This window comes from Limosilactobacillus oris DSM 4864, assembly GCF_001434465.1.
Taxonomy (GTDB): Bacteria; Bacillota; Bacilli; order Lactobacillales; family Lactobacillaceae; genus Limosilactobacillus; species Limosilactobacillus oris.
Genome location: NZ_AZGE01000030.1, coordinates 1 through 21,645, shown reverse-complemented (window position 1 = coordinate 21,645; position 21,645 = coordinate 1). Strand labels below are relative to the sequence as shown.

General features: G+C 50.6%; 22 protein-coding genes, 1 tRNA gene, 1 pseudogene, 2 riboswitches and 1 other annotated feature. Of the genes and pseudogenes, 12 read left to right on the top strand and 12 right to left on the bottom strand.

The features are described 5' to 3' along the window. The first annotated feature begins 226 nt into the window (after nt 1-226). A complete protein-coding gene (locus FC49_RS08335; RefSeq protein WP_056984757.1) occupies nt 227-868 on the top strand; it encodes an NAD(P)H-binding protein in 642 nt (213 codons plus the stop codon). Nucleotides 869-918: 50 nt separating this feature from the next. Here FC49_RS08335 and FC49_RS08330 read toward each other — a convergent pair whose 3' ends face one another. Next, nucleotides 919-1,407 (bottom strand): GNAT family N-acetyltransferase, encoded by a 489-nt coding sequence (locus FC49_RS08330; protein WP_056984756.1) that lies wholly within the window; start codon nt 1,405-1,407, stop codon nt 919-921. Nucleotides 1,408-1,574: 167 nt separating this feature from the next. On the opposite strand from FC49_RS08330, the gene FC49_RS08325 reads away from it, so the two are divergent. The 3 genes and pseudogenes from FC49_RS08325 to FC49_RS10205 all read left to right on the top strand — a co-directional run. Next, complete coding sequence (locus FC49_RS08325; RefSeq protein WP_056984755.1) at nt 1,575-2,189, top strand: sugar O-acetyltransferase; 615 nt, start codon at nt 1,575-1,577, stop codon at nt 2,187-2,189. A 702-nt stretch (nt 2,190-2,891) separates the two neighbouring features. Then, the gene (locus tag FC49_RS08315; RefSeq protein WP_056984753.1) at nt 2,892-3,251 is read left to right on the top strand and encodes a winged helix-turn-helix domain-containing protein; all 360 of its coding nucleotides are present in this window, start codon (nt 2,892-2,894) and stop codon (nt 3,249-3,251) included. Continuing rightward, nucleotides 3,248-3,403: pseudogene (locus tag FC49_RS10205) on the top strand (site-specific integrase); the annotation flags it as partial. The gene FC49_RS08315 and the pseudogene FC49_RS10205, both read left to right, overlap by 4 nt. 253 nt (nt 3,404-3,656) lie before the next feature. On the opposite strand, the gene FC49_RS08305 reads toward FC49_RS10205, so the two are convergent. Further along, a complete protein-coding gene (locus FC49_RS08305; RefSeq protein ID WP_056984752.1) occupies nt 3,657-4,628 on the bottom strand; it encodes a ketopantoate reductase family protein in 972 nt (323 codons plus the stop codon). A 456-nt stretch (nt 4,629-5,084) separates the two neighbouring features. Here FC49_RS08305 and FC49_RS08300 point away from each other — a divergent pair, with 456 nt between their 5' ends. Continuing rightward, nucleotides 5,085-5,363, top strand: a complete 279-nt coding sequence (locus FC49_RS08300) for a hypothetical protein (RefSeq protein WP_056984751.1) — start codon at nt 5,085-5,087, stop codon at nt 5,361-5,363. Nucleotides 5,364-5,741: 378 nt separating this feature from the next. Here the strand turns inward: FC49_RS08300 and ribH are convergent, their stop codons facing one another. The 6 genes from ribH to FC49_RS08265 form a co-directional block, all read right to left on the bottom strand. Then, the gene (ribH, locus tag FC49_RS08290) at nt 5,742-6,206 is read right to left on the bottom strand and encodes a 6,7-dimethyl-8-ribityllumazine synthase (RefSeq protein ID WP_003712026.1); all 465 of its coding nucleotides are present in this window, start codon (nt 6,204-6,206) and stop codon (nt 5,742-5,744) included. A gap of 1 nt (nt 6,207) precedes the next feature. Continuing rightward, nucleotides 6,208-7,392: a GTP cyclohydrolase II gene (gene ribA, locus FC49_RS08285; RefSeq protein WP_003712092.1), complete on the bottom strand. Its 1,185-nt coding sequence runs from the start codon at nt 7,390-7,392 to the stop codon at nt 6,208-6,210. Between the two features lie 3 nt (nt 7,393-7,395). Then, the gene (locus tag FC49_RS08280; RefSeq protein ID WP_003712119.1) at nt 7,396-7,998 is read right to left on the bottom strand and encodes a riboflavin synthase; all 603 of its coding nucleotides are present in this window, start codon (nt 7,996-7,998) and stop codon (nt 7,396-7,398) included. Continuing rightward, complete coding sequence (gene ribD, locus FC49_RS08275; protein WP_003712038.1) at nt 7,991-9,049, bottom strand: bifunctional diaminohydroxyphosphoribosylaminopyrimidine deaminase/5-amino-6-(5-phosphoribosylamino)uracil reductase RibD; 1,059 nt, start codon at nt 9,047-9,049, stop codon at nt 7,991-7,993. The genes FC49_RS08280 and ribD overlap by 8 nt, the downstream gene beginning before the upstream one ends. Before the next feature lie 151 nt (nt 9,050-9,200). Further along, nucleotides 9,201-9,343, bottom strand: a riboswitch (FMN riboswitch). Between the two features lie 115 nt (nt 9,344-9,458). Then, nucleotides 9,459-9,546: transfer RNA gene (locus FC49_RS08270), tRNA-Ser, on the bottom strand. A gap of 44 nt (nt 9,547-9,590) precedes the next feature. Then, entirely contained in the window at nt 9,591-9,944 is a 354-nt protein-coding gene (locus FC49_RS08265) for a winged helix-turn-helix transcriptional regulator (protein ID WP_056984749.1), read from the bottom strand. Nucleotides 9,945-10,079: 135 nt separating this feature from the next. On the opposite strand from FC49_RS08265, the gene FC49_RS08260 reads away from it, so the two are divergent. Then, nucleotides 10,080-10,541 carry a low molecular weight protein-tyrosine-phosphatase gene (locus FC49_RS08260; RefSeq protein ID WP_003712121.1) on the top strand — a complete coding sequence of 154 codons (462 nt, stop codon included), beginning with the start codon at nt 10,080-10,082 and terminating at the stop codon, nt 10,539-10,541. A 118-nt stretch (nt 10,542-10,659) separates the two neighbouring features. Then, entirely contained in the window at nt 10,660-13,194 is a 2,535-nt protein-coding gene (locus FC49_RS08255) for a M1 family metallopeptidase (RefSeq protein ID WP_056984748.1), read from the top strand. A gap of 73 nt (nt 13,195-13,267) precedes the next feature. Here FC49_RS08255 and FC49_RS08250 read toward each other — a convergent pair whose 3' ends face one another. After that, a complete protein-coding gene (locus FC49_RS08250; protein ID WP_003712055.1) occupies nt 13,268-14,014 on the bottom strand; it encodes an N-acetylmuramoyl-L-alanine amidase in 747 nt (248 codons plus the stop codon). Between the two features lie 222 nt (nt 14,015-14,236). Further along, nucleotides 14,237-14,332: riboswitch (THF riboswitch) on the top strand. Nucleotides 14,333-14,387: 55 nt separating this feature from the next. On the opposite strand from FC49_RS08250, the gene FC49_RS08245 reads away from it, so the two are divergent. After that, nucleotides 14,388-14,939, top strand: coding sequence for a folate family ECF transporter S component (locus FC49_RS08245; protein WP_275453045.1), 552 nt, complete (start codon nt 14,388-14,390; stop codon nt 14,937-14,939). A gap of 55 nt (nt 14,940-14,994) precedes the next feature. Here FC49_RS08245 and FC49_RS08240 read toward each other — a convergent pair whose 3' ends face one another. Next, nucleotides 14,995-15,663 (bottom strand): type 1 glutamine amidotransferase, encoded by a 669-nt coding sequence (locus FC49_RS08240; protein ID WP_003712044.1) that lies wholly within the window; start codon nt 15,661-15,663, stop codon nt 14,995-14,997. A 144-nt stretch (nt 15,664-15,807) separates the two neighbouring features. Here FC49_RS08240 and FC49_RS08235 point away from each other — a divergent pair, with 144 nt between their 5' ends. From FC49_RS08235 to asnS, 3 genes are all read left to right on the top strand, one after another. Then, nucleotides 15,808-16,221 (top strand): GNAT family N-acetyltransferase, encoded by a 414-nt coding sequence (locus FC49_RS08235; RefSeq protein WP_056984747.1) that lies wholly within the window; start codon nt 15,808-15,810, stop codon nt 16,219-16,221. 55 nt (nt 16,222-16,276) lie between these two features. Continuing rightward, nucleotides 16,277-16,540: a binding site (T-box leader), on the top strand. A gap of 62 nt (nt 16,541-16,602) precedes the next feature. Further along, nucleotides 16,603-17,613, top strand: a complete 1,011-nt coding sequence (asnA, locus tag FC49_RS08230; RefSeq protein WP_056984746.1) for an aspartate--ammonia ligase — start codon at nt 16,603-16,605, stop codon at nt 17,611-17,613. Nucleotides 17,614-17,638: 25 nt separating this feature from the next. Beyond that, nucleotides 17,639-18,937 carry an asparagine--tRNA ligase gene (gene asnS / locus FC49_RS08225; RefSeq protein WP_003712081.1) on the top strand — a complete coding sequence of 433 codons (1,299 nt, stop codon included), beginning with the start codon at nt 17,639-17,641 and terminating at the stop codon, nt 18,935-18,937. 61 nt (nt 18,938-18,998) lie between these two features. Here the strand turns inward: asnS and FC49_RS10200 are convergent, their stop codons facing one another. Further along, a complete protein-coding gene (locus FC49_RS10200; RefSeq protein ID WP_003712031.1) occupies nt 18,999-19,151 on the bottom strand; it encodes a hypothetical protein in 153 nt (50 codons plus the stop codon). 414 nt (nt 19,152-19,565) lie between these two features. Further along, the gene (locus FC49_RS08220) at nt 19,566-19,970 is read right to left on the bottom strand and encodes an Rpn family recombination-promoting nuclease/putative transposase (protein WP_003712067.1); all 405 of its coding nucleotides are present in this window, start codon (nt 19,968-19,970) and stop codon (nt 19,566-19,568) included. A gap of 284 nt (nt 19,971-20,254) precedes the next feature. On the opposite strand from FC49_RS08220, the gene FC49_RS08215 reads away from it, so the two are divergent. Next, nucleotides 20,255-21,553: a Fic family protein gene (locus tag FC49_RS08215; RefSeq protein WP_056984745.1), complete on the top strand. Its 1,299-nt coding sequence runs from the start codon at nt 20,255-20,257 to the stop codon at nt 21,551-21,553. Nucleotides 21,554-21,645: the final 92 nt, after the last annotated feature.

The window sequence follows — 21,645 nt, the reverse complement described above, 5'->3', positions numbered from 1 at the left end:
AATCGGGCTTATGTCACAGCCCCTTTGCTGTTTTAAAGATAAAAATGCTTCAGCGTAATAGTTCAAATAAGATTGCTGTGCATCAACGGAGGTGGAGAGACGAACCAGCCGGGCTAGTTCCACGGTTTATCCTACTCTCAGAATGCAGCCCCAGTTGCTTTTGCTTCCGAACTAACTAGCAATCAGTTAAACTATAACTGAATAAATTCACAGGGAGGAATTCATGATGAGTAAAGTATTTGTTGCTGGTGGCTCCGGCCGGGTCGCAACCGACCTGATCAAGGACCTCGTTGCTGATGGACACCAAGTCATCGCGGGCGCGCGGCACCCCGAAAAGATCGTCCAGCTGGCAGGTGTCACTCCCGTCACCCTCGACCTTCACGGTGACGTTGCCAAGATCGCTAGCCTGATGGCTGGTGCTGACGCTGTCTACTTCGTTGCCGGTTCCCGGGGCAAGGATCTCCTGCAAACCGACGCGATGGGCGCTGTTAAGACCATGCAAGCTACCGAACGGGCGGGGATCAAACGCTACATTATGCTCAGCTCAATGTACGCCCTCCAGCCGGAAAAGTGGGCCGACTACCCTGCCCTCGCAGCGATCACCGACTACAACATCGCCAAATTCTTCGCTGACAACTACCTGATCCACAACACCGACCTGGACTACACGATTGTTCAGCCGGCAAGCCTGACCGAGGAAGCGGCCACGGGCAAGGTAACCTTTGGCGAAGGTGACGATACTACCAACCCGATCCCAGACGTTGCCCAGGTGCTCGCCACGGTACTGGCAAATGACAACACCATCGGTAAGGTCATCCTGATGCGGAGCGGTGACACGCCGATCGATACTGCGGTCAAGGAGGTTTAACATAATTTAAAAATGGCTCCCAGCACTTGGATGTCGGGAGCCATTTTTACTTAATCAAAACGCCGGCCCAAAATTTTGAGGTCCCGTTGCACACCATCTAATTCCGCAACCCGCGGCAGACTGCCCCACTCCGCAAAGCCGAAGTGGCGGAAGAGCTTGAGGCTTGGCTGGTTATGACCGAAGATGTAGGCCACGATGGCGGTGATTCCCAACTGTGGCAACTGGTCAATGACAAATTGCAGGGCCCGGCTACCCACTCCCTGGTGGCGGACCGCTTGGTCAATGTAGATACTGATCTCGGCCGTGTGTTCGTAGGCGGGACGGCCATAGAATGGTTCGAGGGCAACCCAGCCAATGATTTGGTCTCCTTGGGTCATTACCCACAGCGGATGGGTGGCCGTAAATGAAGCAAACCAGTCTTCACGGTCGGCCACGGTGACCGGCTCCAGGTCCGCAGTGGCCAGGCGGGACGGGATAATCTGGTTGTAAATTTCCACAATGCGGGGCAAGTCCGCGTGAACTGCTTTCCGAAATTCCATAATAAAACCTGCTTTCTAAGTCTAATTACCTGCCATCATACCGCAAATCAGGCTTACGATTTGAACAAATTCGGCCCCTTAAACTTTGGAAAAGTTTGCGGACCGGTACCCTTGCTAACGGTGGTAAATGGTAGAATTAAAGAAAACGCTTACGGAGGTTTCGAATAATGGAGATTGATGATAAGCTGCACTCCGGTCAGATTTACGACCCGGAAGATCCGCAAATTCTCGCTAAGCAGACTAAGGCGATGATGCCGATGTACGAGTACAACGCGACCCTGCCGACCGAAACGGCCAAGCGACAGACATTGCTGACTAAGATGTTTGCCAAAGTCGGTGAGGGTTCCTACATCGAACCGCCCTTCCACGCCAACTGGGGCGGCCGGCACGTGGAACTGGGCGCCCATGTTTACGCCAACTTTAACCTGACAATTGTCGATGATACCTATGTTTACATCGGCGACCACACAATGATGGGTCCCAACGTCACCCTCGCCTCGGCTGGGCACCCCATCCTGCCAGAACTGCGTGAACACGGCTACCAGTACAACCTTCCCATCCACATTGGGAAAAACTGCTGGCTCGGGGCCGGCGTCATCGTGGTTCCTGGGGTGACAATCGGTGATAATAGCGTCATCGGCGCAGGGGCCGTGATCACCAAGGACATCCCCGCCGATGTCGTCGCCGTCGGTACTCCCGCCAGGGTCCTGCGCAAAATCAGCGACCACGACCGGAAGTACTACCACGGGCAGCTGGAGATTGACCCGGAGTTGTTGAAATGAAATAGTATTGAGGGTTAATATAAATCAAGTCAAATATGACCGAATCTGCAAAAAACACAGAAGCAAACAGTATTAAATGAAAATAATTACGCGAGATTTTATTAAAATGAATAATAAAAGTAGTTTAAAATTGATATTAGGTGTATTCATCTTACTATTCTTCGTATGTCTGAGCTTTAATCAATCAGCTCAAGCTAACGATGCAATTACTTATAAAAGCAAGATTACCGATATCATGAATAATGATGAGAACGATGGTGATGGTGAATATTATCATATAAAACTTAACAAAACAGCTTCTAATCTGCTTATAAATATATAAGCTACCAGATAGGAAAAGAATTTATGGTAGTGACTTTTACTGGTATGAAGCAGTCCATGCAGCAAAGAATGCACAGCTAAAGAATACTAATACTGTAACCATTAAAGATGATGATGATAAATATACCTTTAATTTATATGATATACAGGCATTAGATTTAACAACTAATTTTATTAAACAGTGGGGATTGCAAAATAATCCGTCTGACTATGATGATTGTAAAGATCAAGGAGATTACGATAAACTTCGCCAAGATTATGTATCAGATACCTTAAAGCCTAAAGCTATTAATCATATTAGCTACAGTGATGATGAAGATGATTGAATTCTAGGGGCTATTTCTATATACTTTTCACCTATATTCGAAGGGAACCACATAAATGCAAGAATACAAAAATCTTACAAACTACAAAAAAGAGGATTTCCTTGAAATAGAAATCCTCAAATACCTACAAAAATTACAGCAACCTGTAACACGCCCACAAATTGCTGAGTACCTAGTGAAGAACGTTGAAGAAATCCCGAATGATTCGCTTAAATCAGTAACCGCCAAAAAGACTGGACACCAATATCAGCCTTTTAAAAATCGAATGAGCTTTGCCCTCACATCATTATATAAAGCTCACCTAATTGACCGTCCAAAAAGAGGAACTACTGTATTAACCAAACTGGGTGCCAATATTGACACTTCTGATAAAAAATACATTCATAAGCTGGTAATGGAAGGCTGGGAAGAATGAAACAACTCGTCTTACCCATCAAAGATACCAACATCCTACACGAAGTAGAGGATACTATCCTCAATAATTTCCGCTTTGGCCGTTGCAATTACACAATATTCCAGGTTGGCAAGGTAACATTACTCAGAGTCAGCAATGTATTGGCTCTCAGATGAAACAAACTAGAAAATCCATAATGGAAACGTTTGAATAACCTCATCGGATAATGCCGGACTTAGAATAGATTATTCCACAGACCACCAAATCTAATGCAAATTTTTTAGAGCTGGATGCTGATATATCAATCCAAATGAAGTCCTAAAAAAACGTCTGAAATTGATTTACAATCCCTGAAGTGGATTCCCATAGTTGGACAAAATCCAACTATGGGAGTTTTTATTTTCCTGTAACAATCAATAACATCCACTAAGCCTGAGCCGACTGCTTAAACTGCCGCATGGTTTCCGCCAGGTGAACTTCGTGGACGACGAATTCATGCGTCTTGCAGACATAGTCGTGTTCCCGGCCCAGTTTGGCAATGTAGCCGTTAATATAGTCAACCTCGGTTGGCCGCCCCTTGCTGAAATCTTGGTACATCGACGGGTAGTGGTACTTGTATGCTTGGGAGATTGAGATTACCGAATCGGTTTCCTCTTGCCGCGACTCAATCAGGTAAATCCCGGCCCGTTCGCAAGCATCGAACGCTTCGTCAAAAAGCTGGCGGGCCATTTCTTTCACGCCATCATAAGCGATAAACCGCCCCATCTGGATTTCAAACATGGTGCAAAGGGTATTGCAGACGGCATTGAAAACGACCTTGGACATGCACATCCCCTTCCACTCGTCAGCGAAGATGGGACCCAGGTCAGCCTTCGTAAAGTCGTCGAAGACCTGTTGGACGACAGCATCCGGCCGTTCGTTATTGTACTGGGCCATGTGCATCTGTTCGGAACCTTCCGCACCCATAAAATCAACGTCGCCAGGCGCATCCATCCGGGTCGCGATCATCGCGGTCCCGCAGATAATGTGGTCAGCGGGGAAGTACTTGGCAATCTTTTCAAAGTGCCCCATCCCATTCATCGCTGAGAAAACGTACTGGTCCGAATGGAAGATACCAGCCTTGCTATCCCGTTCCAGCTCTTCAGCCAGTTGCATTTGCTTCTTGAAGATAATCCAGACGTCCGGATGACCGTGATACTCTTCTGGCCGGTAAATGTTGACGGGGATAATGTGGCGGTTTTGGTGGTCCCGGGCGATTGACACCCCGCCTTGTTCCTTGATTCGTTCGATATTGGGTTCCCAGGTTTCAATATAGTCAACGTCAATTCCGGCATTTTCCTGCATCATTGCTCCGTAGCGAACACCCATTGCTCCTGCACCAATAATTCCATACTTCATCATCAACACGCTCCTTTATTGAATGTAATGCTCTAACAAAAAAATCGCCCCTTATTCATCTCGAATAAAGGACGATTAGCTCGTGGTACCACCTAATTTCAATTCAGCTTCGCAACTGAATCCTCAACACGTACGGCAAATGACTGCGATACGCTGCACGGTAATGGGTGCTACCAGGCTACCTCAAGAAGTAGCTGCTTAAATAATAATCTTTCGTTGAATAGTCATCGCGCCTTCTCACCACCAGCGCTCTCTGTGACACCGCTAAACAACTACTACATTACTACCAGTATTTTTGCTAGATTTAATTGTTGAATGTATTTTAATTAAAAATGAATTAGATTTAAAGAGTTTTATTGGATTTCTTTAATTTTATTCTTTTGATGCAAAATTCAATTTGCCATTTTCAATAGATTTGATATCATAATTCTAAAATTAAAAGTTGAGGGGATTAAAATGCGATTAAAGCAACTCCATGATTACGTAAAACAGAATTATGCGGACGGGCAATTCGACCAAAACTATTCTTACGAAGCCAACCAGGCCAATCCGGCTTCCGATTTTTGGATGGGTCAGCAACAAGCGCGGCGGGATTTCCAAAATAGGGGCAGATTTAAATTCTACCCTCTGCTATTAGTTAAGATTGCAAACTTGCTCACGCTAAAGCGACTAACGGAAGTTAAAAACTTTGTTGAAGGGTACAACTGTGAGAAACGTAAGCTAGCGCCAAAGTAGCAGTTCGGCTAGGAGCGAAAGATGGACTAAATGAAAGCAAATAACCGCAGTTCCGTCATTGCAATCTGTTCATCAATAAATGCCTTATTCCTAATTGGCTTGGTAATCTTTGATCAATATTGGGATACCGCACCTGGATGGTTATTTTATCCCTATATTCTCCTCATGGTGGTCAATGCTGGGATATTAATAGTCACTGCTATGAAAAAGGAGTGAGCAGAATGTTTGATGACGTCCTAAAAGATAAAAAATGGCCGTTATGGAAGCGAATCGTCTACTTAATCTTAGTGGCCCTGCCCTTACCGCTTTAGTGGCCCTATTTTAACTTAATGCAAAATCTGCCTACTTGGTTGCAATAACCAGGTAGGCGGATTTATTTTACCCAATCTGCCGCGCCAGGGAGATCATCTCTAGCAGGCTCTGGGCGGTGCTACTGCCCTCGTTGCCCATTTTGAGGCCGGACCGTTGCAGGGCCTGGTCGATGTTGTCAGTCGTCAAAATTCCAAAGGTCACCGGCACCTTCCCCTGCAGGTTGAGTTCCATAATCCCCTTAGTGACGCTTTGGCAAATCAAGTCGTAGTGGTCGGTCCCGCCCTTGATTACGGCCCCAAGGGTCATCACGCCGTCGTAGCGGTCAGTCGCCACCAAGCGCTTGGCCGCGAAAGGAATCTCAAAGGCCCCCGGAACATGGTAAACGTCGATCCGGTCGCTCGCCAGGCCGAACTTTTCCAGAGTGCCAACCGCCCCAGCAACCAGCTGGCTAGTCACCGTCGAATTAAAATCCCCCACTACAATTGCGATTCGCAGGTTCGTTTGGTCAAATTTTCCTTGGTATTCATTCATCTTAATCTGCCTCCAATGTTAATAAGTGGTGAAATTTTTCCTTCTTCGTCGTCAGATAGTGCCGGTCATACCGGTTAGGCTGAATTTCCAGCGGGACCCGCCGGGTAATTTCAATCCCGTCGAGTCGTAACTGGCCGATCTTATCCGGGTTATTGGTCAAAAGGGCCACCCGGCGAACCCCGAGCTGTTTGAGCATCTTCGCGGCCAAATCGTACTGGCGTTCATCGGGTCGGAAACCTAGTTGCTCATTGGCCTCCACGGTATCGTAACCCTGCTCCTGGAGACGGTAGGCCCGGAGCTTGTTCGCCAGGCCAATGCCCCGCCCCTCTTGACGCAGGTAGAGGACCACGCCCCGACCAGCCGCGCTGATCCGTTCCATCGCCGCGTGGAGTTGGGGACCACAGTCGCAGCGGAGTGACCCCAGAACATCCCCGGTAAAGCACTCCGAATGCAGACGCACCAGGACCGGTTCTTCACCAGCGAGGTCACCCTTGATGAGGGCCAGGTTGTCACCGGCAAACCGGCGCAGGCGAAAGTCGCCGTACGCGCTCGGCAGCTTGACTTCCGCTACCGGCCTACTCACCGGGTTTCGCCGGTATTCCTGCAGGTCTTTGATTGTGATGATTGGCAAGCCATACTCGGCCGCCATTTCGTGGAGCTCCGGCGACCGGGCCATCTCACCGTTGTCCTTGAGAATTTCGCAAATGTAGGCCACCGGTTCGACTCCTGCTAGTTTAGCGAGGTCGACCGCCGCCTCGGTGTGACCGTTCCGTTCCAGCACCCCGCCAGCCTTGGCAACCAGTGGGAAAATATGCCCCGGCTTATAAAAATCAGCGTTCCGGGAAGCCGGATCCGCCAGATGGCTGATTGTTCGGCAGCGGTCAAAAGCAGAAATCCCGGTGGTGGTTGAATGGTGGTCAACGCTAATCGTAAAGGCCGTGCCGAACGGGTCCGTATTATCGACCGTCATCTGCCGCAGTTCGAGCCGGTCCGCCACGGCGGGCGCCATTGGCACACACATCAACCCCCGGGCGTGCTTGGTCATGAAGTTGACCTTAGCGGGCGTGGCCTTGCTAGCGAGGCCGACTAAATCCCCTTCGGCTTCCCGGTCAAGGTCATCCATGACAATGACCAGCCCACCCTGTTTTAGCTGCTCAATCGCTGCTTGTATTTTCTTAACGTCCATCGTTTATTCCGCTCCTCTCTGCAAGTTTGCGACAACGTACTTGCCTAAAATGTCGGTTTCCAAGTTAACCAAACTCCCTTCCTGGAGCTGGTCGAGGTTGGTCACGGTCTGGGTATGCGGGATCAGACCGACGGAAAACCAATCCGGACCGACCGCCATGACCGTCAGGCTGACCCCGTTGATGGCGACGCTCCCCTGGGCAACCACCTGGCCTTGGAGCCGCCGTGGGAGGGCGAAGCGGACCTCAATCGCGTTTTCATTGACCCGGCGCTCGACCACGTGCGTCACCTCATCGACGTGCCCCGTAACAATGTGGCCCTCCAGGCGGTCACCGACCTGCACTGACCGTTCCAAATTGACCAGGTCACCGGTGTGCCGCTCCCGAAAGGTCGTCTTCTCAAAGGTTTGGGGCATCAAGGTCACCCGAAACGCTCGCTGGTCCCGAGCAACCACGGTCAGGCAGGTGCCGTCAACGGCGACCGAGTCCCCGATTGCCAGTTCCGTTAATATTTCCGCGTTCGTCGGCGCCAGCGTCAGTTCGATCGTCTCGCCCCGCTTTTGCAACTCCGTAATTTTGCCAGTTCCTTGAACTAATCCACTAAACATCTTGCCGCTCCCTTTCCGCAATTCGGACGTTGTTTCCTAAAAGTTCTAGCTGCTGGTCCTGAAACTTCCACGTTTCTGGTGGCGCAAAGCCCGGCACTCCTTCCTGGCCAAGCATGACCGGGCTAAGGTAGGTCAGGACCTCCTCCACCAGTCCAGCCCGGGCGAAGGCGTTTTGAATCGTTGGCCCGCCCTCAACATACAATGATTGAACGCCTTCTTCGGCCAGCACTTGAACGACCGCCGGTACCGAACAGTCCGGTAACACAAAGACCCATGCCCGCGGACCGAGGCGGTCGGGCAAGGATTTCCTTTCGGTAAACACCCAGGTTGGTGCCAGGCCGTCCCGAAAAAGCTGACGGTCAGGATAGTCCGCCAACCGGCCCCGGCGATCCAGCACTACCCGGATCGGCAGGTGGGTGAGTTGGGGCGTCGGCACCAGGGTTGGGTCATCCACAATCGCCGTCGTGCTTCCGATGACAATTCCCTGAAAGCCGGCCCGTTCTTGGTGGACCCGCTGGTAAACCGCCTGGTTGGTAATTGCCGTCCGTTGCCCAGGCCCGGCGCTAATCCGACCATCGAGACTCACCGCCTGTTTGAGGGTCACCCAGGGACGGTGGTGACGATAAAAGAAGTTATAGTGCGGGTTAACCTGTGCTGCCTGCTGAGTGCCGATCCCGGTCACCACTTCAATCCCGTGGTGGCGCAAGGCAGCAACCCCTTTACCAGTGACTAAAGCGTGGGGATCGAGCTGGGCGATAACTACCCGCTGGATCCCAGAGTCAATAATCAGCTGGGTACAGGGCGGCTGTTTGCCATAGTGGTTGCAGGGTTCCAGGGTCACATAGAGGGTCGCTCCGGCAGCCTGTCCCGGAGCAAGTTGGCTGAGGGCATCCCGCTCCGCATGGGGACCGCCATAGGGCTGGGTATGGCCCGTTGCCAGCACGTGACCGTTTTTGACCACCACGGCCCCGACCCCGGGGTTCCGCCAGGTTGCCACTCCGGCCTGCTTGGCCGCCGCGACTGCTAGTCCCATCAAATCTTCATCATTCATCACGTCACCTTCCCATCAAAAAAACGTCCCGCGATTTCTCACGGGGCGTTTTCTGCTGGTCTGCACTAGGTTGATTTCCTGGTTTAAAAATTAAAACCCGGATAACAAGCGTGCTATCCGGGGCCATCTTTTAAACTGATAGTGTGTACAGCGTTTTCTTCTCCCATCCAGACTATACTGTCGGTACCAGACTCGCACTGGTTCAGCCACTAACCACTGTTGGCTAGCAGGTCACGGACTTCAAGTTGCCTTGTCACCGTCGGTTGGGAATTTCACCCGGCCCCGAAGAAAATTGCGTTTGAATTTATCTTTAGTGTAAACTTGCATTTTCTGTTTGTAAAGCGTTTTTTTGCTGAATACCTATCCACCCAACTAAAAAAGGCCTCCCCAACGGAAGACCTTCACACAACGGAGAATGAGAGATTCGAACTCTCGCGCCGTTTGCACGACCTACACCCTTAGCAGGGGCGCCTCTTCAGCCACTTGAGTAATTCTCCAAAAATTCATTGCCGGGCTAACCCAACAATCTCATTATAACATATTACTCTTTTCGTGGGTGAAGACCAGGCTCACTAATACAGCCATACGAATATTCAATCGTCACCTGAGGGTTGTTTTCTTTAACCAGCTGCTCTCCCGCTAGCGACAGCTTTACCATCAATTCACGGATCTGTTTGCCGACCGGGGTGAGGGCATACTGTGTCTGGGGCGGCATCGTTGGGATAATCGTCCGGCTCACTATTCCAGCCGCAATCAGCGCCTTTAGTTGTTGCGACAACACCTTTTTGGTGACTTGGTCGTGATTTTCAAAGTTAACGTTGCGCAATAGTTCACCAAAATGTTGATCTTGCTTGCCCAGTTGGCAAATAGCAGAGGGCTTTTTGTGATAGTTCATTGTACGCCGACTCATTAACAATTGCCTAACCGGGTATGCGATATTGGCCAAGCCCCCGCTCCTGCATAATCGCGCCTGAGCCAGTATAATCTAATACTGTCGCATAGCGTTTGCACACTGAAAGGAGCTCACAAAATGAAAGTTATTTTTGTCTGCCTCGGCAACATCTGCCGGTCACCGATGGCGGAGGCGATGTTTAAGCAAATGGTCCGGAACGCTAACCTCCAGGACCAAATTACCGTTGACTCCGCGGGGACCAGTGACATTGCCGCGGGCCTCCCTGCCGACTCCCGAACGAAGAAAATTCTGGACAAGTACAACATCCCTGATGACGGCATGATTGCCCGGCAGCTCAACGACCGGGACTACGAAGAAGCAGACTACATCATCGTGATGGACCAGATGAACATGGTCGACGCTAAGGACATGGCCCCGGCCGGACTCGCTGGCAAGGTTCACGGAATTTATGAAACGACTCCGGGCAAACAAGGTCATTGGATTTCTGACCCCTGGATCACTCACCGTTTCCAGGAAACTTACGACAGCCTGAGCGAGGCCCTACCAAACTGGTTGGAACGGATTAAGAAGGAATTGTAATATTTTATTTGGCTGGGATTGCTCCCGGCCTTTTTCATTTTCAGGTCTTAGGGCCAGCGGAATCCATCCCCAACGCGGTATAATAAACCTATCTTAGACAAAAGAAGGGAATAATCTTATGGCAGAAAACACACGACTCTATGACCTTTTCCAGCCCGACCATTACGATGTCTACCTCGACATCAACCGGGCGAAAAAGACCATTGCGGGAACCACGACCATCAACGGTCACGCTAGCCAACCCGTAATCAAATTAAATCAAAAGTACCTCCACATCACCGCGGTCACTGTGGACCAGCAACCGGTACCCTTTACCGTCAAAGACGATGAAGAAGCGGTCGAAATCACCCTTCCGGCAGCCGGCGACGTCAAACTAAGCGTCGACTACACGGCCCCGTTGACCGATACCATGATGGGAATCTACCCATCCTACTACGAAGTAAACGGCGAACAGAAGCAGATTATCGGAACACAATTCGAAACTACCGCCGCTCGCCAGGCCTTCCCGTCCGTCGATGAGCCCGCTGCTAAAGCGACCTTCAGCCTGGCGATCAAATTCGATGAACACCCTGGCGAAACGATCATTGCCAACATGCCGGAGAATCACGAGGAAAACGGTGTCCACTACTTCGACGAAACCGTTCGAATGTCGACCTACCTTGTTGCCTTTGCCTTTGGTGAACTCCAAAGCAAGCTGACCACAACTAAGTCTGGTGTCCGGGTCGGCGTCTTCGCAACCAAGGCCCACCAGCCAAAGGAACTCGACTTTGCCTTAGACATTGCCAAGCGGGCAATTGAATTCTACGAGGACTTCTACCAAACCCCGTACCCGCTGCCCCACTCCTGGCAACTAGCCCTGCCCGACTTCTCTGCTGGGGCGATGGAGAACTGGGGGTTGGTAACCTACCGGGAAGCCTACCTCCTGCTTGACCCCGACAACACCTCGCTTGACATGAAGCAGCTGGTCGCCACCGTCATTACTCATGAGCTGGCCCACCAGTGGTTTGGTGACCTGGTTACGATGAAGTGGTGGGACGATCTCTGGCTCAACGAGAGCTTTGCCAACATGATGGAATACGTCGCCGTTGACGCCATCCACCCCGAATGGAAAATCTGGGAACTATTCCAGACTTCTGAAGCCCCAATGGCTCTGCAACGGGATGCCACGGACGGTGTTCAACCAGTCCACGTCGACGTTAACAACCCGGCCGAGATCGACTCCATTTTCGACCCGGCAATCGTGTACGCTAAGGGATCGCGGATGCTGGTGATGGTGCGGGCACTCCTTGGTGATAAAGCACTGCGGGAGGGTTTGAAGAACTACTTCGCCGCCCACCAATACAATAATGCCGCCGGAAATGACCTCTGGCAGGCCCTCGGCGACGCTTCCGGTCTCAACATCGGCCAGATTATGCACTCCTGGCTTGAACAGCCCGGCTACCCCGTCGTCATAGCGAAGGTGAATGACCAGGGTCAACTCGTACTCAGCCAACAACAGTTCTTTATCGGTGACGGTCAGGATACCGGCCGGACCTGGCAAATTCCGCTCCACAGCAACTACCCGGCCGCCCCACAGATCATGGCCGATCGGGAAGTCGTCCTGGGCGATTACCAAGAAATGCGGGCGGCCGCCGACGAACCATTCCGCCTTAATGTCGGCAATAACTCCCACTTCATCGTCAAGTACGACGACCAGCTCCTCCAGGACATCCTGGACCACGCTGATCAGCTGGACGCCATCAGCCAGCGGCAATTACTCCAAGACCTGCGCTTGCTTGCCGAGGGACAGCAGATCTCATACGCCGCCCTGCTGCCGCTCCTGACCCGGTTTGCAGATTCCCATTCCGCCATCGTTAACGCCGAACTTTACCATATCGCCAACAGCCTCAAGATGTTCGCAACGCCGGGTTCAGCAGAAGAAAAGCAGCTCAAACGCTTCTTTAACCTGCTCAGCCAGGATCAGGTAGCCCGGCTCGGCTGGCTGCCAAAGGACGGCGAAAGCAACGATGACCAGCTGACCCGGCCATACGTCCTCAACGCGGCTCTCTACGCTCACAACGAGGAAGCCATTAAAGCGGCCCACCAGATTTTCATCGACAATCAGGACCAGCTCGCCAGCCTATCCGCGGATGTGCGGGGGCTGATTCTGAAAAATGAGGTCCAGAACTTCGGTAGCCACGAACTCTTCGACCAGCTGCTGACCGCCTACCAGCAGACGACCGACCCGAGCTACAAGGCTGACCTGCGGATGGCAATCCCGACCACGACCGACCCAGAACTGATTAAGACGATCATCGGTCACTACAAGGACTCCAACGTCATCAAGCCGCAGGACCTCCGTGCCTGGTACCGTGGTGTTCTGGCGAACAACGCCGGTCAGGAAGCTGCCTGGTCGTGGCTCCGCGAAGACTGGCAGTGGCTTGAAGACACGGTCGGTGGTGACATGGAGTTTGCCAGCTTCATCACCGTTTCCGCTGGAATCTTCCACACCCCGGCCCGCCTCGCCGAATTCAAGGAATTCTTTGAACCGAAGATTGACACCCCCGGTCTGACCCGGGAAATCAAGATGGACATCCGGATCATCGAGAGCAAGGTCGCCCTGGTAGAAAAAGAACAAGCAGCGGTTAATGCCGCGGTTGCTAAGGCAATTTAAGCAAATTACTGCTTATAAAATTATAATGAAGCGTTCAATGCTTAAAATAGAACATTGGACGCTTCATTTTCATTTATCCTGCTAAGTCATCAACTAATTCCTGCTTGGTCACCCCAAAACGCGCGAGGTATTCATAGGGATCCTGGTGGTCGCCCCAGATATGCTGACTAACCCAGCGGTGACTCTTGATTCCCTTGGTGCCAGCACGGCCCTGATCGAGGGTCAACGGAATATTATACTTCCCGGCCATATCCCGCGCCAGGGCAACGTAAGCCTGGTAGTCCCGGCGAAAGGTCGCCGCGCTACTGGTTTGACCGAGTTCAATCTGGACCGGGGCGTTCTGGTTGGCCGTCGTTCCAGCACCCCAGGAAACGGTCCCTGGCTGCTTCATCAGGTAGACGGTGCCGCCATTTCCGACAATAAAGTTCGTGTAAGCCTGGTTACTGTTCGCGGTCCGCTGCATAAAACTAGCTGCCTGCTGGCCGGTCGCCCGACTGCCAACGTCATGTAAAATGATATACTTTGGCGTTGCCCGCTGGTTGCTGCCCTGACTGCTTGTCAACTCGTATTGCCGCCCGTCCGCCCGGAAGTGATACTGGACGCCGTTAATTTTCTGACTACCGGTTACCTTGCGACCACCCCGCACGTATGCCCAGTCAGTGCCGTCGTAGTACCATCCCCGACGCCAGAAAAAATGGTGATTAAGCGTGCCTGGATTAACATAATGAACCTGCTGATCGAATTGGGTCGCGATAAGCAGCACGCCGAGGGCCACGGCCATCACGATTGTCAGCAGTCTTGCTCGTTTTTTCTGCATCATGGTTTCCCCCTTCCCGATTCGCTCGCTGAATTCAATTTCTCTATTTTATAACGTCGCCGTCCGTTTGTAATAATTTTGGCGCTTCTTATCACTTTCTTTAAGCCACGTGAATTTGTTCACAGTCGAAGGACGAACATTGTCATTAGGCTAATCGTTCAGGTTTAACGTTAAATCAAAACAAAACTATTGCTTATTATCCGGATTAATCGTATACTACCGATTGTTGGGGTAGGAACTCCAGAGTTATTGTCCAGCGGAACGGAATGTGAACGCTGGAAGGAGGCCGCTTGGCTGCTTTGGTTTTCCGCATTCACCACGGACAACCGTCGATGGTTCCCTAACAAAATAAAATTTTCTAGGGAGTGTGTTGATGATGTCAATCCTATCATTTTCGGGTCCCCGCCTTACTACGCGGCATTTGACCCTGGCTGCCCTCCTGGTAGCCCTGCAAATTATCCTCGGTAAGTTATCAGTCGGTGATCCGGCCGTCCTCAAATTCAGCTTCGGCTTTATCGCGACGGCCCTAATTGGTTACTACCTTGGACCATGGATTGGCGGAATGGCAATGGTCGTTAACGATTTAATCAGTAACACCATTCTGAATACCGGAAGTATGTTCTTCCCTGGCTTCACCTTTTCCGCCTTCGTTTCCGGCGTGATTGCTGGTCTCTTTCTCTACCAGCAAAAGGTTACCTGGCAGCGCGTCTTTATCTACGAATTCGTCCAGATCCTGGTAACCAACGTTTTCTTCACGACGCTGTGGGTCTACCTGATGAGCCTCAGCTCGTCCAGCACCGGCCGAGCATTTACCGCCCTGCTGGCCATCCGGGTACCCAAGGAAGTTATTTCCTGGCCGCTGGAAGCCATCCTGGTGCTGATTATTCTGCGACAGCTGGCCCGCTTAAATCTTAATTTAGACCGTTAATAATAAGGAGTTGTAGCAAGTTTTTGCCGCAACTCCTTTATTTCATACTTACATCTTATTTCGTAATAAAATCTAACAGGCTAAACATCACCCGCTTGTTCTCTGCCGGGACACCGTGGTCGATAATTTCCTGCGGTGTCTGGTGAAGGTCATTGTGTTCGAGGGGGTACTGGTCGTCGTTGACCGCCATCTCACGGACGTTATCAGCCAGCGGTTCAAAGTGGAATTGCAGACCAATCACGTTGTCGCCCAGGAGGAAGCCCTGGTTCTTTACCAAATCACTGGAGAAGATTAACTGAGCTTCATCGGGCACCTCAAACATTTCTTCGTGCCAATGGAGGGCATCCAACTTCTCTGGGATCCCCGGAACCGCCGTTGACTGCCGGTAAACCGGTGCCCAGCCAACTTCCTTGTGCGACGCTTTGCCAATCTGGTAGCCGAGGGTCTTGGCAATCTGTTGGGCACCATAGCAGGCACCGAAGATCGGCTTGTGCTGGGCCAGCAGCTGTTTGATTAGCACCCGCTCCTGCTTAATCCAGGGCAGGTCGTCATTAGGGCTCATCGGGCCGCCGAGGACAACCAGCAAGTCCGTCTCCTCAGCAGTCGGCAGGTTGCCGAACTGGTAAGGATGGTAGACATAGAACTCGTGTCCCCGCTCGTCTGCCCAGGCTTGAATTGCTCCCGGTCCCTCGTTAGGGGTGTGTTGAAGAACATTAATCCGCATAATTGATCCTTTCCATCGGCGGCAATGTTGGTCTAGGTATCGCCTGCAAGTACCCAAAGTTATCGTTATTCTAACACGTCCCCGTTATAATGAAAATAGTCCGCTTTGCGTTTCAGTATCCGGTAGCGAAGGGAGGGTTCGGAAATGATTAGGAAAATGAAACCAGCTGACCTCGACGCCATCATGGAAATCTGGCTGAGCAGCAACCTCGATGCCCACTCTTTTGTTGGCAGGCAATATTGGCAGGAGCAACTGTCAGCGGTACGGGCCGCGATTCAAGACGCCGAGGTTTACTGCTACATTGCCACCAACGACACCATTGCCGGCTTTATCGGCCTGACCGGCGACTACCTAGCCGGCCTGTTCGTGGCGAACAAGTATCGCCAGCAGGGCATCGGCAGCCAGCTATTAGCCTTCGTCCAAGGGCATCACCAGCAGCTAACCCTGGACGCCTATCCCCAAAACCAGCGAGCAGTTGCTTTTTACCACCGGCACGGCTTTGTCACCAGTCAGCAGGACGCGGCGAATGTCCACATGACCTGGACCGCCCCAAAATAATTTGCAAAAAGTTCTTGCATTTTATAAAAAACAGGTTAGAATATCATTAAAGATTTCAAAAGCGATGAGAAAGACGAGTAACACGCCGCATTCGTTAAGTGAGCTGGTGATAGTGCGAGACCGGCCGACCCTGGACGTGCGAAAAACACTTTCTCGCAGTGCCGCTGACCCAAATAGTCACCAGACTAAAGTAGGCTCAGCCGTCCCCGGTACGTTACCACACCGGTAGAACGTGATTGCGTTCGAAAAAGCGGTCTAGGAATCCCGTATTCCTAGGCAACTTGGGTGGTACCGCGGAATAAAGCCTTTCGTCCCTTCGATTTTACTAAGGGGACGAAGGGCTTTTTATTTATCCCCGGACTTATCAAAGGAGTGTTGATTATGACGTTAATTATTCCTAAAGACTACGACCCACGACTTTCGATTCGGGATACCGAAGCAGCAATCCGCTACATCCGGGAAACCTTCCAAGATGAATTTGGTGGCCAGATGAACCTGCAACGGATGTCCGCCCCAATGTTTGTTGAACAGAGCACCGGGCTCAACGATAACTTAAACGGGGTTGAAAAGCCGGTTTCCTTTACCATGAAAGGCCTGCCGGGTGAAACGATTGAAGTTGTCCACTCGCTAGCAAAGTGGAAACGGATGGCACTCAAGAAGTATGGCTTTGGGATGCACGAAGGCCTCTACACTAACATGAACGCCATTCGGAAGGACGAAGATCTCGACAACTTCCACTCAATCTACGTTGATCAGTGGGACTGGGAAAAGGTCATTGCCAAGGACGAACGAACCGAGGAAACTCTAAAGGACACCGTGCGGACCATCTTCAAGGTCATCAAGCACATGGAACACGAAGTTTGGTACAAGTTCCCGCAAGCCGTCTACCACCTGCCGGACGAAATCCACTTCGTCACTACCCAGGAACTGGAAGACCGCTGGCCAGACTTGACCCCGATGGAGCGGGAAGATAAAATTGCTAAGGAACTTGGTGCCATCTTCGTAATGAAGATTGGTGATAAGCTCAAGCGGAGCGGCAAGCCGCACGATGGCCGGGCCCCCGACTACGACGACTGGCAACTCAACGGCGACATCATTTTCTGGTACGAGCCGCTGCAATGCAAGCTCGAAATCTCCAGCATGGGGATCCGGGTCAGCGAAGAGTCGATGCGGGAACAGCTCAAGAAGGCCGGTGAAGAAGACCGGGCGAAACTGCCATTCCACCAGATGCTGTTGAACGGCGAATTACCGTACTCCATCGGTGGTGGGATCGGTCAATCCCGGTTATGTATGCTTCTGCTGGGCAAGGCGCATGTCGGCGAAGTCCAAGCCAGCGTTTGGCCCCAAGAGATGCTCGACAAGTGCGCTCAGGCACACATTCAGATTCTGTAATTAAGTTTTGAGGAGTGAGTTTTTGATGGAAACAATTACGATCAGTCAATCCCCACAGCACGTGGGTGAAACGGTTCGCATTGGCGTTTGGTTAACTGATAAGCGGTCCAGCGGGAAGATTGCCTTCCTGCAACTACGGGACGGCACCGGCTTCTTCCAGGGAATTATCCGGAAGAACGACGTGGACGAAGAAACATTTGAACTGGCAAAGCACGACCTGCACCAGGAAACCAGTTTCTATGTTACCGGGGAAATCGCTGAAGACAAGCGGTCCAAGTTTGGTTATGAAATCCATATCACGGACATCGATGTTGTGGGCACCAGCGATGAATACCCAATCGGTAACAAGGAACACGGGATCGACTTCCTGCTCGATCACCGCCACCTGTGGCTGCGTTCTCGCAAGCCATGGGCTCTGATGCGGATCCGGAGTCGGGTCAAGCTAGCGACGATGGAATTCTTCAACAAGCACGGCTTTACCCAGTTTGACGCCCCAATTCTGACCGGGAGTGCGCCAGAAGGGACAACCGAACTGTTCGAAACCGACTACTTTGACCGCAGCGCCTACCTGTCACAATCAGGCCAGCTCTATGGGGAAGCCGGTGCGATGGCATTGGGTCGAATTTATACGATGGGCCCAACTTTCCGGGCTGAAAAGTCCAAGACCCGCCGGCACCTAATGGAATTCTGGATGATCGAACCAGAAATGGCTTGGTGCCACGAAGAAGAAAGTGAAGAAATCCAAGAGCAATACGTGGCCTACCTAATCCAGGACCTGATTGACAATTGTCCGCTTGAATTGGAAATGGTTGGCCGGAGCGTGGAAAGCCTGAAGCCGTTCACCGAACTGCCATACCCACGGATCACCTACAAGGAAGCCATCGATATGCTGCAAAAGGGTGGTCTGGACGTCAAGTACGGCGACGACTTTGGTTCACCAGAAGAAACCTACCTGGCCGACCAATTCCAAAAGCCAGTCTTCATCAAGAACTATCCAAAGGAAATCAAGGCCTTCTACATGCCAACTGACCCTGAGGACGACCGGCAAGTCATCTGTGCCGACCTGTTGGCTCCCGAAGGCTACGGTGAAATTATCGGGGGTTCTGAACGGTCCTACGACTACGACTACATCACCAGCAAGCTGGAAGAAAACGGCCTGTCCAAGGAAAACTACGGCTGGTACGATGACCTCCGCAAGTACGGTTCCGTCCCGCACTCCGGTTTCGGGATGGGTCTCGAACGGTTCCTGTCATGGGTAACCCTGCAAGACCACATCCGGGAAAACATTCCGTTCCCACGGATGTTGAACCGGCTGAACCCATAATTTAAAGTAAACAAACTCCGCCAGGCGCAATTTTAGCGCTGGGCGGAGTTTTTGTTTGGTCTTATTTAAATAGTTCCTGCATCTGCGCGTCGGTTAAGTCGAACTGGGCCTGAATTTGCGGCTTTAGTTTTTCCTCAGCAATGCCATTATTGCGCATTAAGGCAATCATGCCCCGGATAGCTTCCATTTTTCCAGCAGCGATTCCCCTCTTCACGAATGTCCTCGTCGTGGAACATCATATGAGTCTGGTTGTCCATGTATTCGTTCCTCCATTCCGTATTTTTACTTAGATTGTGGATGTAATCTTTCAACTCATCAACATACTCATCGTTCTCTACATCCTTATTATCCACGTAATCGAGGAAGTTGCGCAAGTCTTTCGAGAGTGGGGCAGAACTAGCTTGGCTAGTTCGTAGCCCCACCTCCGCAAGGATAGCTACGCCGCGCAGCAAGCCTATTTGGGGTTGGTCAAATGCTGATTTATCAGCGTTTGACCTGCCAGCTATCTACTGCGCTGTCGCATTTTCACCTTTAAATATAGTAAAGAGACCGAGTTAATCCCTCAGCCCCTTGGTATTAAGGAAAATCGCCGTCCGCCCGTCTCCCATCTCAAGGGACTTGTCCCTTTTCAAAAATTCTTGAAATCATACCGGTGCCGACCTAAATTGAACGGGTCAAACGGGCAGATAAAAATCACGTAGGATTTACGGAGGGTCACATATTGCTGCCCATGCTTCAACATCTCACTATCGATCCGGCCCTGGTAGTAACGAACCCGTTGTGGCAGGCCCCGAGTATGGCGGACCTGCATATCAATCTCGTGCACTACCCCATCCTGGTCCTTCGTGTAAACATCAAAGCGGACACCCCGGCTGAATTGGGTTTCCTGAATGGTTTTCTGAACCGTTGGAAATTCAATCCGCTCAATCTTCAATTCGGGTAAAATCAACTGAATTAAGCGCTGGCACAATCGTTTATTACTCATCACGCTCCCAAAGACAAAGTCATCCTGGATACTAATCTTATTCTGCACCTTGGTCACCCCATACTTATTGCTCTACTTAATAAATACGGAAAAACCGACGAAATGAATTTTTCACAATCCCCGCACCTGAATTAGATTTGCTGGCTATTCCTCCAAAATAACTTTTTGAGCTTTTTAGAGTATCCTCTATTATCCTATTGCTCGAAAATCGCATTTTCGAAGTTTTTATGTCATTTTTAAAAATCCTATTGGCCGAAAATTGTGTTTTGGGAGTTTTCATCAAGTGTTAATGCTATAATTATCTTCAAATAACGAGTTTTGGAGGATTTGCCATGAAGTACCTACCGCTTGCCAAATACAAATATGCCGTCAGCAATGGTGATGATCCGCGGATTATTGCAGAAAATGAATACAATGCTCGCCTCGATAACTATGCGGTTCAAAAAACGTTCCTATACCCCCTCCTAACCTACCGTGATGAAAGCCAAACGAGTAAGTACCCAATCTTCTTTCTCCCACTCCCAAAGATTCTCACGCTCGCCGATCAATTTCGGTTTAACTCTAAAACAATCAACCATATTGCATCCCAGCTCCCTCCCCTGGCAATCAGTCAATTTCTAAATTCACTCCTGGTATCTGAAATCTTCTACACCAACGATATTGAAGGAGTTAAAACTAACAAGATCGAAATTGGGACTGTCATTCAGGAAAACAATCTCTTGGCAAGCCAGCGTGGCAAATCCTCGGAAAAGCGCCTGGGATCAACTATCAAGCTCTACCAGCAAACGCAATATGGCAAGCCAATTTATATCCAAACTTTAGCTGATTTCCGTCGGATTTATGACACCTTACTAAAAGGAGAGCTGGCTGCTGACCGTCAGCCAAACGGTAAAATCTTTCGTGACCGGCTCACAAATGGTGAACTGTTGACAATCAGTTCTTCTACCAAGGTGGTTCACCGGCCACCTGCAGACGAAGAAAAAATCCAGCAAGCAATGAGCAGTGTCATCAAATTCATGAATGATGAAAGTATGCCGGCCCTGTATAAGGCGTTAATCACGCACTTCTTTTTTGAAAACACCCACCCATTTCTTGACGGTAATGGACGAATGGGGCACTATCTGCTATCTACTTATCTTTCCAGTAAATACGATCGCTTCACCGGCTTCTCTGTGGCCACCGCCATTCATGCCCACATTCAGCAATACTATAAAGATTTTATTGTGGCCGACAATGCCGAAAATTATGCCGACTTAACCCTCTTTATCCAGTCCTTACTCGAAATTTTAACCAGCCAGCAGCAGGAAAATATTGCGACTCTCAACCAGCTTAAAGCGTTGCTGAATGATGCTGAACAGACAATTTCAAAATGGATCCAAGAACACTCCGCCAAGTTTCCAACGACATTAAGTCCTCAGCTGATCCAGCAGACCTTGTCATATCTCGCACAATCAAAGCTCTTTTCCTATGCTCCTTCCCTGGGAATTAAGGACAATGAAATCATCCGGAATAATAAGGATAATGGTTTTGCAATGGCCAAAACTCGGCGCACACTTGACTTCCTCGAAGACTGTGGCATCATCAAGCTCATCGCCAAGAAGCCCAAGCAACACGAAATCACTCTCATTTAAAACCAGCTCGCCGGCAACCGCGCTCATCAGTGCAGTTCCCGGCGTTTTTTCTATTCCAAATTTAGGTTCTACAATTTTAAGTACTGATGGAT

Excerpts from the sequence above, each read along its gene's own strand:
- FC49_RS08250 (WP_003712055.1), bottom strand. The coding sequence starts at position 14,014 with ATGATGCAGAAAAAACGAGCAAGACTGCTGACAATCGTGATGGCCGTG.
- FC49_RS08305 (WP_056984752.1), bottom strand. The coding sequence starts at position 4,628 with ATGAAGTATGGAATTATTGGTGCAGGAGCAATGGGTGTTCGCTACGGA.
- FC49_RS08335 (WP_056984757.1), top strand. The coding sequence starts at position 227 with ATGAGTAAAGTATTTGTTGCTGGTGGCTCCGGCCGGGTCGCAACCGAC.
- FC49_RS08235 (WP_056984747.1), top strand. The coding sequence starts at position 15,808 with ATGATTAGGAAAATGAAACCAGCTGACCTCGACGCCATCATGGAAATC.
- FC49_RS08255 (WP_056984748.1), top strand. The coding sequence starts at position 10,660 with ATGGCAGAAAACACACGACTCTATGACCTTTTCCAGCCCGACCATTAC.
- ribH (WP_003712026.1), bottom strand. The coding sequence starts at position 6,206 with ATGAATGAATACCAAGGAAAATTTGACCAAACGAACCTGCGAATCGCA.
- FC49_RS08215 (WP_056984745.1), top strand. The coding sequence starts at position 20,255 with ATGAAGTACCTACCGCTTGCCAAATACAAATATGCCGTCAGCAATGGT.
- FC49_RS08240 (WP_003712044.1), bottom strand. The coding sequence starts at position 15,663 with ATGCGGATTAATGTTCTTCAACACACCCCTAACGAGGGACCGGGAGCA.
- FC49_RS08260 (WP_003712121.1), top strand. The coding sequence starts at position 10,080 with ATGAAAGTTATTTTTGTCTGCCTCGGCAACATCTGCCGGTCACCGATG.
- FC49_RS08300 (WP_056984751.1), top strand. The coding sequence starts at position 5,085 with ATGCGATTAAAGCAACTCCATGATTACGTAAAACAGAATTATGCGGAC.
- FC49_RS08325 (WP_056984755.1), top strand. The coding sequence starts at position 1,575 with ATGGAGATTGATGATAAGCTGCACTCCGGTCAGATTTACGACCCGGAA.
- ribD (WP_003712038.1), bottom strand. The coding sequence starts at position 9,049 with ATGAATGATGAAGATTTGATGGGACTAGCAGTCGCGGCGGCCAAGCAG.
- asnS (WP_003712081.1), top strand. The coding sequence starts at position 17,639 with ATGGAAACAATTACGATCAGTCAATCCCCACAGCACGTGGGTGAAACG.
- asnA (WP_056984746.1), top strand. The coding sequence starts at position 16,603 with ATGACGTTAATTATTCCTAAAGACTACGACCCACGACTTTCGATTCGG.
- ribA (WP_003712092.1), bottom strand. The coding sequence starts at position 7,392 with ATGGACGTTAAGAAAATACAAGCAGCGATTGAGCAGCTAAAACAGGGT.
- FC49_RS08265 (WP_056984749.1), bottom strand. The coding sequence starts at position 9,944 with ATGAACTATCACAAAAAGCCCTCTGCTATTTGCCAACTGGGCAAGCAA.
- FC49_RS08315 (WP_056984753.1), top strand. The coding sequence starts at position 2,892 with ATGCAAGAATACAAAAATCTTACAAACTACAAAAAAGAGGATTTCCTT.
- FC49_RS08330 (WP_056984756.1), bottom strand. The coding sequence starts at position 1,407 with ATGGAATTTCGGAAAGCAGTTCACGCGGACTTGCCCCGCATTGTGGAA.
- FC49_RS08280 (WP_003712119.1), bottom strand. The coding sequence starts at position 7,998 with ATGTTTAGTGGATTAGTTCAAGGAACTGGCAAAATTACGGAGTTGCAA.
- FC49_RS08245 (WP_275453045.1), top strand. The coding sequence starts at position 14,388 with ATGTCAATCCTATCATTTTCGGGTCCCCGCCTTACTACGCGGCATTTG.